At 47.1% G+C, this 18,230-nt stretch carries 13 protein-coding genes, 1 tRNA gene and 1 pseudogene; 10 read left to right on the top strand and 5 right to left on the bottom strand.

Annotated elements, in window-relative coordinates; all coding sequences use genetic code 11:
* The first annotated feature begins 191 nt into the window (after positions 1-191).
* From NK638_RS04490 to scpB, 3 genes are read left to right on the top strand one after another with little or no spacing between them, the layout of a single operon-like run.
* Positions 192-1,259: a tryptophan--tRNA ligase gene (locus NK638_RS04490; RefSeq protein WP_198336621.1), complete on the top strand. Its 1,068-nt coding sequence runs from the start codon at positions 192-194 to the stop codon at positions 1,257-1,259.
* A 45-nt stretch (positions 1,260-1,304) separates the two neighbouring features.
* Entirely contained in the window at positions 1,305-2,222 is a 918-nt protein-coding gene (locus NK638_RS04485) for a segregation and condensation protein A (protein WP_274632104.1), read from the top strand.
* Positions 2,223-2,247: 25 nt separating this feature from the next.
* A complete protein-coding gene (gene scpB / locus NK638_RS04480; RefSeq protein WP_274632103.1) occupies positions 2,248-2,814 on the top strand; it encodes an SMC-Scp complex subunit ScpB in 567 nt (188 codons plus the stop codon).
* A gap of 81 nt (positions 2,815-2,895) precedes the next feature.
* Here scpB and lolA read toward each other — a convergent pair whose 3' ends face one another.
* The 3 genes from lolA to rplU all read right to left on the bottom strand — a co-directional run bounded on the left by lolA (position 2,896) and on the right by rplU (position 4,762).
* Positions 2,896-3,582, bottom strand: coding sequence for an outer membrane lipoprotein chaperone LolA (gene lolA, locus NK638_RS04475; RefSeq protein ID WP_274632102.1), 687 nt, complete (start codon positions 3,580-3,582; stop codon positions 2,896-2,898).
* A 518-nt stretch (positions 3,583-4,100) separates the two neighbouring features.
* Positions 4,101-4,358 (bottom strand): 50S ribosomal protein L27, encoded by a 258-nt coding sequence (gene rpmA, locus NK638_RS04470; RefSeq protein WP_075100627.1) that lies wholly within the window; start codon positions 4,356-4,358, stop codon positions 4,101-4,103.
* A gap of 92 nt (positions 4,359-4,450) precedes the next feature.
* Complete coding sequence (rplU, locus tag NK638_RS04465) at positions 4,451-4,762, bottom strand: 50S ribosomal protein L21 (protein WP_274632101.1); 312 nt, start codon at positions 4,760-4,762, stop codon at positions 4,451-4,453.
* A gap of 584 nt (positions 4,763-5,346) precedes the next feature.
* Between rplU and NK638_RS04460 the strand changes: the two are divergent.
* The 5 genes and pseudogenes from NK638_RS04460 to hemB all read left to right on the top strand — a co-directional run bounded on the left by NK638_RS04460 (position 5,347) and on the right by hemB (position 14,904).
* A pseudogene (locus tag NK638_RS04460) lies at positions 5,347-6,370 on the top strand (polyprenyl synthetase family protein).
* Positions 6,371-7,173: 803 nt separating this feature from the next.
* Positions 7,174-8,586, top strand: a complete 1,413-nt coding sequence (locus tag NK638_RS04455) for an efflux RND transporter periplasmic adaptor subunit (RefSeq protein ID WP_274632100.1) — start codon at positions 7,174-7,176, stop codon at positions 8,584-8,586.
* Between the two features lie 35 nt (positions 8,587-8,621).
* Positions 8,622-11,897 (top strand): efflux RND transporter permease subunit, encoded by a 3,276-nt coding sequence (locus NK638_RS04450; protein WP_274632099.1) that lies wholly within the window; start codon positions 8,622-8,624, stop codon positions 11,895-11,897.
* Positions 11,894-13,684 carry an efflux transporter outer membrane subunit gene (locus NK638_RS04445; RefSeq protein WP_274632098.1) on the top strand — a complete coding sequence of 597 codons (1,791 nt, stop codon included), beginning with the start codon at positions 11,894-11,896 and terminating at the stop codon, positions 13,682-13,684. The genes NK638_RS04450 and NK638_RS04445 overlap by 4 nt, the downstream gene beginning before the upstream one ends.
* 212 nt (positions 13,685-13,896) lie before the next feature.
* Positions 13,897-14,904 carry a porphobilinogen synthase gene (hemB, locus tag NK638_RS04440; RefSeq protein WP_274632097.1) on the top strand — a complete coding sequence of 336 codons (1,008 nt, stop codon included), beginning with the start codon at positions 13,897-13,899 and terminating at the stop codon, positions 14,902-14,904.
* A 162-nt stretch (positions 14,905-15,066) separates the two neighbouring features.
* Here hemB and NK638_RS04435 read toward each other — a convergent pair whose 3' ends face one another.
* Complete coding sequence (locus tag NK638_RS04435; RefSeq protein ID WP_274632096.1) at positions 15,067-16,044, bottom strand: glutathione S-transferase family protein; 978 nt, start codon at positions 16,042-16,044, stop codon at positions 15,067-15,069.
* A gap of 376 nt (positions 16,045-16,420) precedes the next feature.
* Here NK638_RS04435 and NK638_RS04430 point away from each other — a divergent pair.
* Both NK638_RS04430 and NK638_RS12490 read left to right on the top strand, forming a co-directional pair.
* Positions 16,421-16,497: transfer RNA gene (locus NK638_RS04430), tRNA-Val, on the top strand.
* Between the two features lie 528 nt (positions 16,498-17,025).
* Positions 17,026-17,310, top strand: coding sequence for a transposase (locus NK638_RS12490; RefSeq protein WP_446739806.1), 285 nt, complete (start codon positions 17,026-17,028; stop codon positions 17,308-17,310).
* A 36-nt stretch (positions 17,311-17,346) separates the two neighbouring features.
* Here the strand turns inward: NK638_RS12490 and NK638_RS04425 are convergent, their stop codons facing one another.
* A complete protein-coding gene (locus tag NK638_RS04425; protein ID WP_274632095.1) occupies positions 17,347-18,204 on the bottom strand; it encodes a patatin-like phospholipase family protein in 858 nt (285 codons plus the stop codon).
* Between the last annotated feature and the right edge of the window lie 26 nt (positions 18,205-18,230).

The raw sequence follows: 18,230 nt of genomic DNA, 5'->3' as shown, positions 1-18,230 counted from the left end.
GATAAAAATGAGATAAATTGCCGCCAAACAAGGAAAATAGCGCAGATAATATCAAGATATTCGTCAGCTATTTGACACCGTTTGGCAAGACTTAGCCGTTTTTAGCCCATTTAGATAGCTATCGATTGAATTGAGGGTACGCCCTAATAGCACTCTAAAAAATTAAAAAGTAAACCAACCACGGATTTTTCATGACTAATCAAACTGACGCCCCTAATAAAGAACACAAACGCATCCTCACTGGCATCAAACCAACAGGTATCCCGCACTTAGGTAACTATGTCGGTGCCATTCGTCCAGCGATTGAGTCAATCCAAAATAGCGACGATGAGGCGTTTTTCTTTTTGGCTGACTACCACGGCATCATCGGCTGCTACGATCCTGCCGTCATCCATGAGTCAACCAAAATCATTGCTGCGACGTGGATTGCTTGTGGTCTTGACCCTGAGCGCGTGACTTTCTATCGTCAGTCGGATGTGCCTGAGATACCAGAGCTGGCTTGGATTTTGAACTGCTCATGCGCCAAAGGTCTGATGAACCGTGCCCATGCCTATAAAGCTGCCGTCGATATTAATATGGAAAAGGCAGATGTCGATCCAGACCAAGGCATCAACATGGGGCTGTTTGGCTATCCTGTGCTCATGGCGGCGGATATCTTGATGTTCAACGCCACCCACGTCCCCGTAGGCCGTGACCAAGTACAGCACATCGAGATGGCGCGTGACATCGCTGGCACCTTTAACCATCGCTATAAACCGCTCTTTACCCTCCCCTCAGCGGTCGTTGATGAAGACATCCCTCTGCTGACAGGGCTTGATGGTCGTAAGATGAGCAAAAGCTATAGCAACACCATTCCTCTATTCGGTGAGCCCAATCCGCAAGTCAGCGCTGAAAAGCAAATGCACAAAGCCATCATGAAAATCGTCACCAACTCGCAATTGCCGGATGAGCCAAAAGACCCTGACGACTCAGCACTTTTTGAGATTTACAAAGCCTTTGCCACTGCTGAAGAAATCGCGGATATGCGCGCGCAGTATGCCGCTGGTATCGGCTGGGGTGATGCCAAGCAAGTATTGTTTGATAAAATAAATAGCGAGATTGCGCCATTTCGCGCGCGTTATGAGGAGCTGATGGCCAACCCCAAAGAGCTTGAAGAAATCCTGCAAATGGGGGCGAACAAAGCGCGCCGTCATAGCCGCAAACAGTTAGACAAGGCGCGCCGTGCTATTGGAATACGTCCACTTGCCAAACTTAAATAGCGCCTTACGTGGCAAAGTACGTCGCCATCAGGACAGATGTTAAACATGCAAACCTCAACGACCAAACAATCAGCCGCTTTAGATAAAGCGGCTTTGTCTGCTAGCACGCCTGACAAAAAAGACAGCACCGCTATCAGCCAAATACCGCTACGTATCTATCAAACACCCATACAACATCTGCCCGATGATCTGTACGTGCCGCCTGGGGCCTTTGCCATTTGGCTTGAGCAATTTGCCGGGCCACTTGATTTTTTATTGTATCTGGTCAAAAAAAACAACGTCGATCTCACGCAAATGCCCATCTTGCCTATCACAGAGCAGTATCTGGCTTATATCAGTGAGCTAGATACCGAGCATTTTGAGCTGGCGGGCGACTACTTACTGATGGCATCCACATTGATTGCGATCAAGTCTGAACTGCTGCTGCCCACGCCTGAGGTGCCAAGCGATGAGCGTGATCCAAAGGCAGAGCTGATCGAGCGCCTTGAAGAATACGCACAGATCAAGGCGGTCAGTCAACGCTTGGACAATCTGGTGCGTCTTGAGCGCGATGTGTTTTTGGCGATGGTCAGCATGCCCAGCACCGAAGTGATGAGCGCCGAATTACCTAGCTATTCACCAACTCTGTTGATCGATAGTTTGTTTAAGATGCAGTTGCAGCCTGATTATCAGATGCACACCATCAAAGTCGATGCCGTGCCGCTGTCTGATCGCATCGCCAGCATCAGCCGTCAGCTAAGCACGGATGGCGCGCGCTCATTTTATGAGCTGCTGGACAATACCCAAGGTAAGATCGGTGTGGTGGTCAGCTTCGTTGCCGTACTGGAGCTGATAAAACGGCAGCTGGTTGGCGTTGTAAATACCGATTTAGAAAGCCGTCCTAACGATGCTGGTACTGATGCTGATAAAGGGGCTGCAGAAAACGACCACATAGGACAACTAACGCTACAGTGGCTGGCTTAATAGTTTTTAGTAGAGAATATATGCAATGACAGACAACCAGCACCAATCGCCAACACAGACGGACGATTATTTAGAGACGATGAGTAAGCATATCGAAGTGCTGTTGCACGCATCAGAGACACCTCTTACTGACACGGTCTTAAAAAAACAGCTGTCGTTAACGGTCGAAGAGCTGACCCAAGCGCTAGAGCGGTTACAATTACGCTTAGCCAGCGGCGTGCTTAGGCTGTACAAGACCGCCAGTGGTTATCGACTACAAATCTCTGACGACTATAGCGCGCTCATTCAGCGCGTGTTTCCGCAGCGTCAAGAGCGCCTAAGCCAAGCCCTGCTTGAGACTCTAAGCGTCATCGCCTATAAGCAGCCCGTGACCCGTAGCGATATCGAGCATGTCCGCGGCGTGACGCTATCGAGTAACATCTTGCGCCAACTGTTTGATAAAGGCTGGATCGTCGAGGAAGGCTATAAAGATACCTTAGGGCGCCCTGCATTGCTGCATACCACGCCGCAGTTCTTAGACGCATTTGGGCTAACGCACTTGGATGAACTGCCGCCTATGCCAGACATGAAAGCTATCCAAGCGATGTCTTAGAGTCTTGCTGCCATAAAAAAGGACAAACCGCGCAAGGCTTGTCCTTTTTTTATACATAGTCGTTTGTTTTGAGGGCTAAACTTACTGGTTGATGACGTCCACGCCCTTTGGCGGGGTGAATTTAAACTGGCTACTACCAATACTCGGGTTTAGCTTGATATTGCTAAACTTGATAGAAGTAGTCTGACCCAAACTGTCATTGAGCACCATCATCACAGGCTTGCCGCCGCTAAAGCTCATCGATAGGCTCTTAAAGCTCGCGCTATCAGCTTTTGGATAAAGCACGTAGTAGTTTTTATTATCATAAGGCTGGGTGATTTTGAAGTTTTTATCAATTTTACTGGGATCACCCGACAGCAATAACGCTGGCGTATTGCCTACTTGGCTATCGACATTTTGTTTGGTCGCTTGCTCTAAGTCTTTATCATAGACCCACATCGAGTTGCCGTTGGCCACGATAAGCTGCTGCGATGGGGATTTGGTTTCCCAGCGAAAATTATTGGGACGCTGCACGCTCATCGTACCTGTAAAGGTGCCACTATTGGCGCCTTTGGTGGTTTGGCTAAAGTTTGCGGTCATACTTTTGGTGTTTGCCAAAAGCTTATTTAAGCGCTTAGCGGCCATTAAATTGTCCGCGGGGGCGGCGGTTGCTGATTGGCTGATCGCCATCATAGGGGCAGCCACGCCGAGTGATGTCATCAACACGCCTGTCAACGCACTGCTCATCAGTTTTTGGGTTAAAGTGGTTGGTTTGCTAGATACAGTCATACTCATTCCTCTCTCAACATGCAAATCGCATAAAAATAAAATGTCTTCATTAAAATTGTTTTTTTCAATAAGTGCTTATCTCGCGCCAAAAAATCGACGTGAGTAAACAATGCAGACAGTGTGCCAGTTTTTTTATTACATGCCTAGTCATCGTTTGCAATCTTTACTACGGCTGCCATACACGCTTGTAACTGATTGACGCGCGGCGACTGTACATCATAGACCAAACGCACTGCCCTATGGCGCGCGATTGGGCAAGTTTTTTAGATTCCTTCCAAACCGGTTGTCTAATAGACCATAGCAGTCTTTTAAACTCGTAAGCTGGCAGATAATGGCTGATACAAAGCGCCCAACAAAACACTTAGCTCAAAACGCTCAATAACGTTCGTGAGAAATGACTGGCATAAAAAAAGCCCCTACTGCCCTCAGACAGTAGAAGCTTTTTTGTCGTCATTTTATACAAATGAAAGATAAATAAAATGACGTCGCATCATTGCTAAGCCGTTATAGGCCATGAATTATGCGCTTTCAACCGATACATAACGACGGTTGAACTTACCTTTGGTCGCAAACTTTACAACGCCGTCATTTAGGGCAAATAAAGTATGGTCACGACCCATGCCAACGCCTTCGCCTGCGTGGAACTCTGTACCACGTTGACGTACGATGATGTTACCAGCTGTGATAGCTTGGCCACCAAAGATTTTTACGCCGAGCATTTTTGGGTTTGAATCACGACCGTTACGAGTCGAACCGGCAGCTTTTTTATGTGCCATGAGAAAATCTCCTTGTTAATGTGACTTATCGCCAATGCGATAACTCTTAAGCATTTAGTGCGCTAGTTTAGCGATAATCGCTAAATAGGGAATTAGGCATTAATGGCTTTGATTTTTAACAAGGTGTACCATTGGCGGTGACCTTGCTCTTTGTGATAGTGCTTACGACGGTTGTGCTTGATGATACGGATTTTTTCGCCGCGACCATGCTCAACCACTTCGGCTTCTACGCTAGCGCCTTCAACAACAGGCTGACCGATTTTGACGTTATCGCCGTCAACAACCATCAACACGTCTTCTAGTTTGATTGTCTCGCCTTTTTCTGCTTTTAGTAGCTCAACTTTTAAAAGCTCATCGACGACAACGCGGTGCTGCTTACCACCAGTTTTGATTACTGCGTACATTGTATGACTCCGTTTAACCCGTGTGCCGTGGCTGATGTTATATCAACGCTTCGATAACGAACACGACAGGGAAAAATTAAAGGCAAGATTTTACGGCTTTTTGCTCATAAAAGCAAGCCGCGCCTCTTGTTTTTGTAAGGTGGTTAGCTGAATACCATCGTCCGTATCTCTCTGCTTGTCAGTGACAATCAAGCTTTATAAAGGCGGCTGCTATTGCTACACACTTTTTATGGCCAGTGACTGTTTATAACTTACAATCAATGATTGTGAATGCCCAGTTACTCGGTCTAGCAGACACGCTAGCAAATACGACGAATGGCTAATGCCTAACGGTGGCCATTATAGCTCATATAATCAGTGACTTACAGTGCTTTATTTACTCTTTGGTTGTTTTTAATGTCTATTCTCGGTTGGCATTTAGCGTCTACCTTCCTAGCCCAGCACTTATCAGCTCAGCGTCATCGCACTACACTTTAACCAACCATTCAAAAACACAGCTATGCTATTATAACCAAAACGACGCCTTTGCTATATAAGACCGAGGCTACCAAACTTTTTTATTTTGACTGATATGACGATTTATTATGACCAGTACCCTTTTAGACACGAATACGCCTAACGCTCAGACCACGCCCAGCTATGCCGATATCCAAAGTATCGTGGCCGATGATTTTGAGATCATGGACAAACAAGTATTTGGCAGCCTGAACTCCAAAGTACAACTCGTCATGAGCGTCTCACAGCATGTGATCAATGCAGGGGGCAAACGTATGCGCCCACTTATCACCTTGCTTTGTGCGCGTATGTTTGACGACAATCCATCAGAAAAAGCGATGCACCTAGCCGCCATTACTGAGATGCTACATACCGCAACCTTAGTGCATGACGATGTGATCGATGAATCAGGACAGCGCCGCGGTAAACCGGACGGACGCCACATGGGACAATGCCACTGCCGTATTGGTCGGTGATTATCTAATCGCCCGTGCCTTTAATTTATTGGTTGGTTTTCAAAGCTTGCCACTATTGCAAGTATTCTCTGATGGTACTTGTGATATTGCTGAAGGCGAAGTATTGCAGTTGCAGCATCAGCATAATCCTGAGGCCACTGAGACAGATTATCTCAACATCATCGATGGCAAAACCTCACGGCTGTTTATGATGGCGACCCAAGGCGCGGCGATTTTGCAAGGCAAGACAGAATATATGCCGGTGCTTGGTGATTTTGGCCAACACTTCGGCAATGCCTTTCAAATTATCGATGATGTCCTTGATTATAGCGGCGATAGTGAGGTAATGGGCAAAAACCTAGGCGATGATCTTGCAGAAGGCAAGCCTACTCTGCCAACTATCAAAGCACTTGAGCTTTTAAAAGACCAAAACCATGAGGGCTATGAGCAGCTAAGAATTGCGGTACAAACGGGTAAAACACCGAATGCTGAGCAGCTGATTGAGTTGGTACGCAGCTCCGGCGCATTAGATTACTGTAAACAGCGTGCACTAGAGGAGACGAGATTGGCACAGCAAGCACTGGGCACACTGCCTGACAACCACTATCGTCAAGGTCTGTACCAGCTGACTGAGCTTGCTAGCGCACGATTGGTATAATGACATATGAATCGTCTGTGTTATTAGCTAATTGAGACGGCTCATTTTTTAGCAGCGTTTTTGAACAACCGAGCCATAAATATTCATTGATCAAAAGCAACAGTCTCTAAAAAGACACCTTCTTAAAACGGGTGTGTCAGCCAAATAGTTACCTTTCTTTAAGTTTCATAAATCCTGATGGCACTATAATTGTATCAGGATTTTTTAATGGTTAAATACTGATTGACCACGCTCATTAGAGGCTACTGACTGGTCTAAGTCGCTATATTTTAAAAGTCATAATTAGGGGTTGATAAATTCGTCAATTTGTTGACAAAGCAGATTTTTGGCGGTTTTAAAACCTCAATAATACTATGGCTTTACAATTATAACAAAAAATTACAATAAATTTGCATAGTGGGTTGTATGTCTTCTTATTAGCTGCTAGTTGGTGTAGCAGTTACTATGGCGGGATTTTATTTACTCAGCGAGCACAGTGCGGTCAGTTTTTGTCAGCTTTCCTATCGTGAATCACTTGACTGTGGGGTTACCCCAATAGTTTATAATAACTCTTTAAATTTACTAACCTACTTTGTGGTCTGCCTAAACTTCTAATATCACATTTACCAAATCGCGTCTCAATCAAACTCGCTACTGGCTGCCTTACTAGCGATTTTTATTAAATCCATTGACTCAAATGGTTGAGTATGCCGTACTGGCAGGAATGTGCAGAATAAGTAGACCCTCGATATTTCGTACATCAAAATTTATTGTTCAATTTTTTATACTGCCATTATTCTTTATACATATTGCCGAGGACATTGATGAAGCATTCTACTCTTGCGCTTGTAATAGCATCTGTGCTATCTGGAGCTGTACTGGTTGGCTGTGACAAAAACGAGGACGCCGCTGGTGAGCAAGCCGCTCAGCAGCAGATGCCGCCTGCGGTTGTCAACGTCCAAACCGTCACATTTGATACCGTCCCTCAAGTACAGACATTCTCCGGACGTACCGCCGCGTATCAAACCGCTGACGTCCGCCCACAGGTCAATGGTGTCATCGACGAAGTGCTGTTCCGTGAAGGCAGTAACGTCAAAAAAGGCCAGCCCCTTTATCGTATCAATACCGACAACTATGCGTCTTCTGTCGCCAGTGGGCAAGCCGCGGTGCAACAAGCACAAGCCAACTATCAGACAGCACAGGCCAACAACGCCAATGCCAAAGCTGAGCTAGCCAGCCGCCAAGCATCATTGGCGCAGGCGCAAAACGACTTACAACGTCTGCAAGGGCTGGTCGATATCGATGCCATCTCCAAGCAGCAATACGAACAAGCACAAACCGCGGTACGCACCGCACAAGCTGCTGTACAAAGCGCGGCGGCCGCTGTCGCACAGACCCAAGCGGGCATCGAGAGTGCCAAAGCAAGCATTCAAACGGCTAAGGCTGGGCTACAAGCCAGCACGCTAGACCTCAACCGTACCATCGTACGTGCGCCATTGACGGGTCGCACGGGCCGCTCAAGCGTGACGGCGGGTACCCTAGTGAGCGCAGCTCAGACCGATCCGTTGGTGACCATCTCTCGCTTAGACCCTATCTATGTCGATATCAGTCAGTCATCATCTGAGCTACTAAAGCTACGCCAACAAATCTCTGAAGGCAAGGCACAGCCAGGTATGAACTCTGTGGAGCTGGTATTAGAAGACGGCTCGGTCTATCCGGTACGCGGTAAGCTTGCGCTGTCTGAGGCCAAAGTCGATGAATCTACAGGCGCGGTCACCTTGCGCGCGATTTTCCCAAATAGCGACAATATCTTGTTGCCAGGCATGTACGTCACCGCTCGCCTCACGCAGAGCGTCATCACCAACGCCGCCTTAGTACCACAAAGTGCGGTCATGCGTACGCCTAAAGGCGACACGCAAGTGTACATCGCTGACAAAAACAACAAAATCCAAGTGCGTCCAGTCACCATCAATGGTACTTATGATGGACAATGGATCGTCACAGATGGCCTGCAAGCGGGTGATAAATTGGTCGTTATTGGTGGCTCGAAGGTCGAACCTGAGCAAGAAGTGGTGGTAAAACCACTAGAGAGCGCCAATCCAGCACCATCTGCAAAAGGTGCTGAGGCCAAAACACCGCAGCAAGCGGCAAAAACAATGGATAAGAAGCCAGCTGGTAATGACACCTCTGAAAACAACGCTACCAAAGAAAAATCAACAGAAGCCGCTGCTAATTAATTCCATTCAAAGATAGGAAGACTTAGGGATATACTATGTCACGTTTTTTTATTAATCGCCCTATTTTTGCATGGGTGCTGGCTATTTTGGTCATGCTCATCGGGGTGATATCGGTCATCAATCTACCGATCGAACAGTATCCACGTATTGCACCGCCGACGATTTCGGTGAGTGCCAGCTATCCTGGTGCCAACGCCCAGACCGTCGAAGACTCCGTTGTCCAGATCATTGAGCAGCGCATGAAGGGCCTTGATGGTCTGATGTATATGTCATCGTCGAGCTCCTCAAACGGTAGCGGCTCTGTGACGCTCACTTTTGAAAACGGCACAGACCCTGATACGGCACAGGTACAAGTACAAAACAAACTACAAGCGGCCATGAGCTCGCTACCTGAGTCGGTGCAGCGTCAAGGCGTCAACGTCAACAAATCCTCCAGTAGCTTTTTGATGGTGCAGGCATTTATTTCTGAAGATGGCAGTATGGATCGTGCTGATATTGCCGATTACATCAACTCAAACGTCGTCGATCAGCTTAGCCGCGTAGAAGGCGTGGGTGAAGTGCAAGTGTTTGGCTCCTCTTATGCCATGCGTATCTGGTTAGATCCTGCGCGATTGCGTAGCTACAACATGGTGCCTTCTGACGTGGTCAGCGCTGTACGCGCGCAGAACGCACAAGTCTCAGCCGGTCAGTTAGGGCAAGCACCTGCTGACACCGAACGACAAGTCATTAACGCCACCGTCACCGTACAGAGCTATCTACAAACTCCTGAAGAGTTTAAAGATATCTTGCTAAAAACAGACACCTCGGGCGCGCAAGTACGCCTCGGCGATGTCGCTGATGTCGAAATCGGTAGTGAAAACTATAGCATCATCTCCTTGTATAACGGTCAAGAAGCGGCAGGTCTAGGTATTTCATTGGCTGCAGGCGCAAACGCGTTAGAGACCCGTGAGGCGGTCGGCGCACGTATGGCGGAGCTTGAGAAAAACTTCCCAGCAGGCCTTATCTCTGTTGTCCCTTACGACACCACGCCGTTTGTGCGTTTGTCTATCGAGCAAGTGGTTCATACACTGATCGAAGCGATCGTGCTGGTATTTATCGTCATGTTTATTTTCTTGCAGAACTGGCGCGCCACCATCATTCCAACCCTTGCTGTCCCTGTCGTACTCTTAGGTACGTTTGCGGTGTTGTATGTCGCAGGGTTTAGTATCAACGTATTGACGATGTTTGCAATGGTACTCTCCATCGGTCTGCTGGTTGATGATGCGATCGTTGTTGTCGAAAACGTAGAGCGAATATTAGAAGAAAACCCTGATATTTCGGTCAAAGATGCAACCGTTCAGTCGATGGGCGAGATCAGTAAGATTGTTATTGGTATTGCGCTGATTTTGTCTGCCGTATTTGTACCGATGGCCTTCTTTGGCGGCTCGACAGGTGTTATCTATCGTCAGTTCTCTATCACCTTGATCACGAGCATGGCGCTGTCAGCCATGGTGGCATTGGTGTTCACCCCTGCCCTATGTGTGACCTTGCTAAAACGTGGTAAGAGCCATGAAAAAGGCAGTACTGAACAACAAAAAGGCTTCTTTGGCTGGTTCAACCGCAGCTTCTTTAAGCTAAGCCGCTCTTATGAAAACTTCGTCGGCAAAAGTATTCGTTTTAAGTGGTTGTACCTGATCGGTTATGCAGCCATTATCGGTATTATGGCAGTGGTGTTCTTGCGTATTCCAGGTTCGTTTTTGCCAGAAGAAGACCAAGGTATTATGTTTACCTTAGTCCAGCTTCCTGCTGGCTCCACGCTAGATGAAACACAAGACGTGCTCGATAAAGTCAGTAACTATTACGACACACAAGAAGGCGATAATATTGCCTCTGTCTTTACCGTTGCTGGTTTTAGTTTTGCCGGTCAAGGCCAAAACATGGGTCTGGCATTCGTTCGACTGTCAGATTGGGAAGAGCGCTCAGGCGATGAAAACACCGCGCAAGCCGTTGCTGGTCGTGCCATGGGTTATTTCGTCACACAGCTCAATGAAGCACAAGTATTTGCCATCGTGCCGCCAGCCATTACTGAGCTTGGTAATGCCAGTGGTTTTGATTTGATGCTACAAGACAGTGGTAACCTTGGACACGAAGGGTTGCTTGAAGCCCGTAATATGCTCTTAGGCATGGCAGCACAGAACGATAAAGTATCTGGCGTGCGTCCTAACGGACAAGAAGACTCACCGCAGCTCAAGGTCAATATCAACCAAGAGCAAGCAGCGGCTTATGGCCTATCGCTTGGCAGCATCAATAGTGTTATTTCTACGGCTTGGGGCTCGAGCTATATCAACGACTTCGTCGATCGTGGTCGTATCAAGCGTGTCTATGTTCAAGGTGAAGCCAGTAGCCGTACCAATCCTGATGACATCGGTAAGTGGTATGTACGTAATGATACGGGCGACATGATTTCATTTGATGCATTTTCTAGCAGTGAATGGCAATCAGGGTCACCACGTCTGACGCGTTATAACAGCTTACCTTCGATGAATATTCAGGGTAGCGCCGCTCCAGGCTTGAGTACTGGTGAAGCCATGTCAGCTATGGAGAACATGATCAGTCAGCTCCCTGAAGGTATCGGTTACGAATGGACTGGGCTATCACTTGAAGAACAAAAATCAGGCTCGCAAGCTCCTATGCTTTATGCGCTATCGATTCTAGTTGTCTTCTTATGTCTAGCTGCGCTTTATGAGAGCTGGTCTATCCCCTTCTCTGTCCTATTGGTTATTCCACTTGGGGTATTGGGTGCGGTGATATTTACGTGGTTACGCGGTTTTGCTAACGACATCTACTTGCAAGTGGGTCTACTCACCGTCGTTGGTTTGTCCGCCAAAAACGCCATCTTGATTATTGAATTTGCTAAAGAACACCAAGAAAAAGGCTATAGTCTCAAAGAGGCCGTTATGACCGCAGCACGTCAACGTCTGCGTCCAATTATCATGACCTCACTTGCCTTTGGGCTCGGTGTTGTGCCATTATTCCTTGCCACAGGACCAGGTTCGGGCAGTCAGAATGCTATTGGTACCAGTGTGGTCGGTGGTGTCTTAACCGCTACCTTCCTCGGCATCTTCTTTATTCCTATGTTCTTTATTTGGGTGCGCAGCATGTTCCCTTATAAGGACAATGAAGCTCACAATGGTAAAGGGGATGATGATAACCATCCAGGTGGTAACGGCGGCGGTGATAATCCGGCCCCATCTGCCCCTACAGAAGATAAGCAATCATTAACTCCTCCTGCGAGTTATCAGCCTGTAAGCCTTGGAGATAATACACAATGAGTTCTTTATTCTTAACCTCTAACTCAGCCGTAAGAGCGATAAGCTCTAAAGCTTTACTAGCTACTGGTAAATCATCGCGCCTACTTGGCCTGAGCTTTTTGGCTCTGAGTATGGCCGCTTGTAATACTATCCCTAAAGCAGATACAAGCCCCGTTCTCGCTGAGCCTAACCTGCCGATCGAGCAAGCTTATGGCGCTTTTGGTGATGAAACTGTCAGCACCTCTGAGCAGCCAAGTATCGCAGGACAGCGCTGGCAGGACTTTTATAGCGATGAGCGCCTAAAAGCTCTGATTGCGTTAGGACTAGAAAATAACAAAGACTTTGAAAGTGCGCGCCTTGCTATTGAAAAAGCACGCGCGCAATATCAAATCACTGACCTCAATGATTTGCCTGCGATCAACGCCAGTGGCGGCTACACGCGTCAAGCGCAAAATAGCGTCGACAAAAACCCCAATAGCAGCTATAACGTCAACCTAGGCTTGGCCAACTATGAGCTGGATTTTTGGGGTAAAATTGCCAGCTTAAAAGATCAAGCCTTGCAAAATTTCTTAGCGACGAGCGCCGCCAAAGACGCCACGCAAATCAGCCTGATTAGTAACATCGCCCAAAGCTATGCCAACCTAAGCTATAGCTTGGCGCAGCTAAAACTGGCAGAAGCCACTGCTGAAAGCCGTGAGCGCTCGCTGTTTATTGCCGACAAACGCTTTGAAGCTGGGGTCGATCCCAAACTGCCCTCATTACAAGCCAGCGCGTCTTTAGAAAATGCCAGACTGGCGGTACTACGCGCCCAGAGTAGTATTTTGACCTCGCGTAATGCCTTGCAGTATCTGATTGGCGCCCCGATTCCAAATGAGCTGATTCCAGCGCCTGCCGTCAGCAATATCACAAGCCAGCAGATCTTTAATGCCGGCTTGCCAAGTGAGCTGTTGCGTTATCGCCCTGACGTCCTACAAGCAGAGTACAGCCTCAAAGCGGCTGGTGCCAATATCGAAGTGGCACGCGCCTCTTACTTCCCCTCTATCAGCCTAGCCAGTAGTGTGGGCGTGAGTAGTGGTAGTTTGGATGACTTGTTTAAGAGCGGCTCGGTGGGCTGGTCGTTTGGCCCAAGTATTAGCGTGCCTATCTTTGATGCAGGTCGCCTAGATGCCAACTACGACGTGGCCAAAATCGAGCGCGAGCAGACCTTGGCAAACTACGAAAAATCTATCCAAACCGCCTTCCGTGAAGTGTCAGATGTATTGGCCACACGTGCGACGCTAGGACAGCAGCTCGAAGCACAGTATCGTCTACAAGACAACTTTGAGCAGACCTATCGGATAGCAGATGCACGCTTTAAGGCTGGTATCGCAAACTATCTAGACGTACTCGATGCCCAGCGCTCGCTGTTCTCAACTCAGCAAGGTATCTTGGATTTGGAGCTACAAAAAATCGTCAGCCAAATCGAGCTATACCAAGCGCTCGGTGGCGGTGCCAACCTTGATGTACCAACAGCCATTCCCGTACCGCATAAAAACTTGGTACAATTGGTCAACTTACCTGCTAGCACCAACAAAGCAAAAGCAGTAAACGCTATCGAGGCTGCCAGCTCAGCACGGGTAGCCTCGCCGCAAGAAGCAGGTGCAATCAAGCAAGCGCAGGCCAAAGAGACCGCGAGCTTTGAGCCAACCGCAGTGGTCGATGTCAATAACGATGGTACAACAGATGCTGCGGTCGGGGTGATCACCGAAAAGACCACCTTTGACACCAGTACAGAGACCGTCCCTGTGACCCAGATCGTTGAACCATAAGCAGTCTTAACGAGGGCAAGGCAACACAACGCCCCTCACCCCAACAGTCGATACGTACCATCAGCCCTACCGACTTGGTAGGGCTTTTTGCTTTTGACAGCGGCTATTGGGTATAGTAGTCAGACCATACTAGCCAGCCTCACATAGCCGTATCAGACGGCAACGCTTAAAACATGTAAACCCATCAAACAAAACAAATATAAGGAATGATTATGAGCTATACCTTTAACCGCCAATATCCTGCCACTCGCTTGCGCCGCTTGCGTTATAACGACAATGTACGCTCGATGATTCGTGAAGTGGAGCTACACCCCAAACACTTTATCGCACCTGTTTTTGTCTTAGAAGGTAAAAATCAGCGTGAGGCCATCTCTAGCATGCCAGGAGTCGAGCGTCTATCTATCGACCTGCTGATCGATTATGCCAAAGCGCTATTAAATGAGGGCGTCACAACCATCGATATTTTTCCCGTCATTGACAACGCCCTAAAAACCCCAGACGGCAAAGCAGCCTACGATAAAAATGGCCTGACAGCGCGCGCTGTAAAAGCCGTAAAAGACGCCGTACCAGAAATGGTGGTGATGACTGACGTGGCACTGGACCCGTATACCTCACATGGCCAAGATGGTCTGCTCGACGATAGTGGCTATGTCATCAACGATGCCACCATCGAGGTATTGGTCAAGCAAGCACTCGTCCATGCTAGAGCTGGCGCTGATATCATCTCACCAAGTGATATGATGGATGGCCGTATCAAAGCCATGCGTGATGCCTTTGAGGCCGAGGGCTTTGCCAATACCGCTATCATGGCCTACTCTGCTAAATACGCTTCTGCCTATTATGGTCCGTTCCGTGATGCAGTCGGTAGCACCGGCAACCTAAAAGGCGGTCATAAAAAACAATACCAAATGGACTTTGGTAACCGCGCTGAAGCTTTGCACGAAGTGGCAATGGATATAAATGAAGGCGCCGACATGGTGATGATCAAGCCCGGTCAGCCTTATCTGGATTTGATTCGCGAAGTCAAAAATACCTTTGGCGTGCCGACTTTTGCTTATCAGGTCTCTGGTGAATATGCCATGCACATGGCCGCGATTCAAAATGGCTGGCTGACTGATGCGGTGATCTTAGAATCGCTTATTGGCTTTCGCCGCGCGGGTGCCGACGGTATCTTGACCTATTTTGCCTTAGAGGCAGCGCGTCAGCTAAATAACGCTTAAAGATAAGTTTAATCAGTAGTTTATCTTTCAAAAACGCCCCAGCTCACATCGGTCAGCTGGAGCGTTTTTTGTTGTGGTATGTTTTATTAGTATCCGTTTACCTCTGTCGGTAAACTTCTTAAACACACTGACAATTTAATAAATGGTCACTTTAAAATAAACTTATACCTTATCACGCTGATGTGGTGAATGAAAATCAATCGCAGGCCCGACAGGGACGATACGTGTTGGATTGATATTGGCGTGGCTGGTGTAATAGTGCTGCTTGATGTGCTCCATATTTACTGTTTCAGCGATACCTGGCACTTGATACAACTCTCGTAGATAGCCCCATAGATTGGGGTAATCAACAATACGGCGTATGTTGCATTTAAAATGACCAAAATACACACTATCAAAACGCACAAGCGTGGTAAATAAGCGCCAATCTGCTTCTGTGATCGTCTGGCCGACCAAGTAGCGCTGCTGGGACAAGCGCGCCTCGAGCATGTCTAACGCCTCAAATAGCGCCGTCACTGCCTCTTCATAAGCAGCTTGCGTGGTAGCAAACCCTGCCTTATAGACGCCATTGTTTACCGCTGTATAGACCCTATCGTTGATCTCATCGATTTCGGCCAAATTCTCTGCTGGCAAAAAGTTACCAGCACGCGCGCCGACCTCATCAAAGGCGGTGTTAAACATACGGATGATCTCTGATGACTCATTGCTGACTATGGTGTTGGTTTTTTTATCCCACAAGATAGGCACCGTGACGCGCCCTGTATAATCAGGCTTTGCCGCAACGTATATCTCATAAGCATAATCGGCATCGTGTAGCGGATCAGCAATCACGCCCTCGCCTGCGGCAAACGTCCAGCCCTTATCACCCATAAACGGATGCACGACCGACAACGACACCATATCCTCCAAGCCCTTGAGCTTACGATAAATGGTGGTGCGATGCGCCCAAGGGCAAGCCAGCGATACATACAGATGATAACGGTTTGGCTCGGCTTTAAAACCGCCCGCCCCTGATGGGCCTGCGCTACCGTCTGCGGTCACCCAGTTTCTAAAGCCTGCGTCCTCACGCTGAAAGCGGCCCCCACTGGATTTTGTGTCATACCATTGATCTTGCCACTCTCCCTCGACTAATAACCCCATAATCTATCCCATTCTACGTTAATATCATCATAGCCTTGTCACCGTCATCATTGAGTCCTGACATCAAACAAAACAGTCTGTACAACGACCTCTGATCAAAACCATTGCTCTTTTATGACAACCACTGAGCCATTATGACAACCATAGTAACATCAATGCCGGTGATATCTCTATGCAGCTTTATTCTTAATGCTTATCACCCACAAAACACCAGCCAAACGCATCAGATAAATCGCTGGCAGTCGCCAAACTGTAGAGAAAAGGCCATAAAAAGCTTCAATATCGAAGGGATTATAAGTATTTTCATAATAATTCAATTTTTTTATAAAAAAGGCTTGCAAAGTCTTAAAAACTTGCTAAAATGCTCAACCTAAATAGGCGTATAGCTCAGTTGGTTAGAGCGCTACCTTGACATGGTAGAGGTCGCTAGTTCGAATCTAGTTACGCCTACCAGATTCGAAAACCCCAATCTTTTTGATTGGGGCTTTTTTTATGCCCGTAATATAAGGGCTGTGGCGAAAAATACTTGTCTACATCGACTCATAATTATGATTACACAAACAGATTTAAATCATTTAAAAAAGTGACGGTGACCAAAACGTGACCGACCCTCAAAAACCATTAAAATTAAAACCCTCTTCTAAGTGCTTTAAACGCATACATAAGCTTAGCTATTCATGGAATCATAAGCGCGTACACCGTGTTTATACCGCGTTAAACTTAAACCTACGCCGTAAGTCTAAAAGACGGCTACCAGCACGTAACCCCCAGCCGCTAAGTGTACCAAATACATTAGGTCATACTTGGTCTATGGATTTCATGAGTGACAGACTACACAACAATATTCGCTTTCGAACCTTTAATGTGATTGATGATTACAACCGTGAAATATTAGGAATTGATATTGGTACCAGTATGCCCTCACTCCGAGTAATTCGTTACCTTGATCAGTTGGCTGAGTAGCATGGTTACCCTAAGCAAATAAGGGTAGATAACGGCAGTGAGTTTACATCCAGCGTATTTACTGATTGGGCATCAGCTCATGGCATCTATATTGATTATATCGAGCCTGGCTGTCCTTATCAGAATGCTTATATTGAACGGTTTAATCGCAGTTATCGCAATGAGGTTTTAGACTGTTATCTTTTTAATAATTTAAACGAGGTTAGTAAGCTGACTGAAGACCGGATCAAGGTTTATAACACTGAAAGACCCCATGATTCACTTAATGATATGACACCTGCTAAATACAGGCAGGTGGCTTAATTATTCTACGATGATGTTGTGTTAAGAATGGGGTATTTACAAAAGCTGATGCCAATCTTCAATTGCCTTGTGTCCAGCTTCTAGTCCAACATCATAGCTATAACGGATTTTGGCTTTATTTTTGGATAATCGACTCGCCATGTTTTTTAAGTCGGGTGGACAAATCTCTAAAATTTTCTGTGATGATGGCGTCTGTAAAAATTGTACCGAGTCATTATAGCGTTGGGTTCGCGTCAACAAACTTTGGGCAAAACCATGTCGTTGCTTAGTATAATATTTAGCCAATAGCTGATCGCCTTTACTGCTTGCTTTAGCGTAGTTTTGCGGGCGAGTACGTATGACCATGAGCTTATCAATATTCTCTTGCCCAGCCGCCCACTGTACGGGCAAAGCATCTGCCACACCACCATCAAAATAAGGCTCACCAAACATCTCGACCGCTTGGCGGGTTAGCACTGGGATAGAGCTTGATGCCCTTAATCCATCCAAAATATTGTCTTTAGCCGCTTTGATGTAGGTTGCCTGTCCTGAAATAGCATGTGTTAACACCATGTAAAACTCAGCATGATTGGCAAATAATTGTGCCTGATCCAGTGGATATTCTTGCTCCACCACATCCCACATCCACTTTAGATCCAGTAAGTCACCGCCCCTAAGGAAACGACCGTAATGAATAAATTCAGATCGAAGGGAATGATCCAAGTAAATATGCAGGGTGCGGCCTTGTTGTGCGGCCAAATAGTTAGCAACGTTAGTTGAACCTGAAGAGACGCCCACACACAGATCAAAAGGATTGAATTGTTGTTGTAAAAAGGCATCTAAGACACCGCTGCTAAATGCGCCACGCATGCCGCCGCCTTCAACTACCAGTGCTTGTCGATGTTGTTTAAGCATTGAAAACCTCGAATGACGCTCGCAAA

The organism is Psychrobacter sp. A3, assembly GCF_028823565.1.
Taxonomy (GTDB): Bacteria; Pseudomonadota; Gammaproteobacteria; order Pseudomonadales; family Moraxellaceae; genus Psychrobacter; species Psychrobacter celer.
The sequence above is the reverse complement of the archived record's forward strand: the minus strand, read 5'-3'. Positions and strand labels throughout refer to the sequence as shown.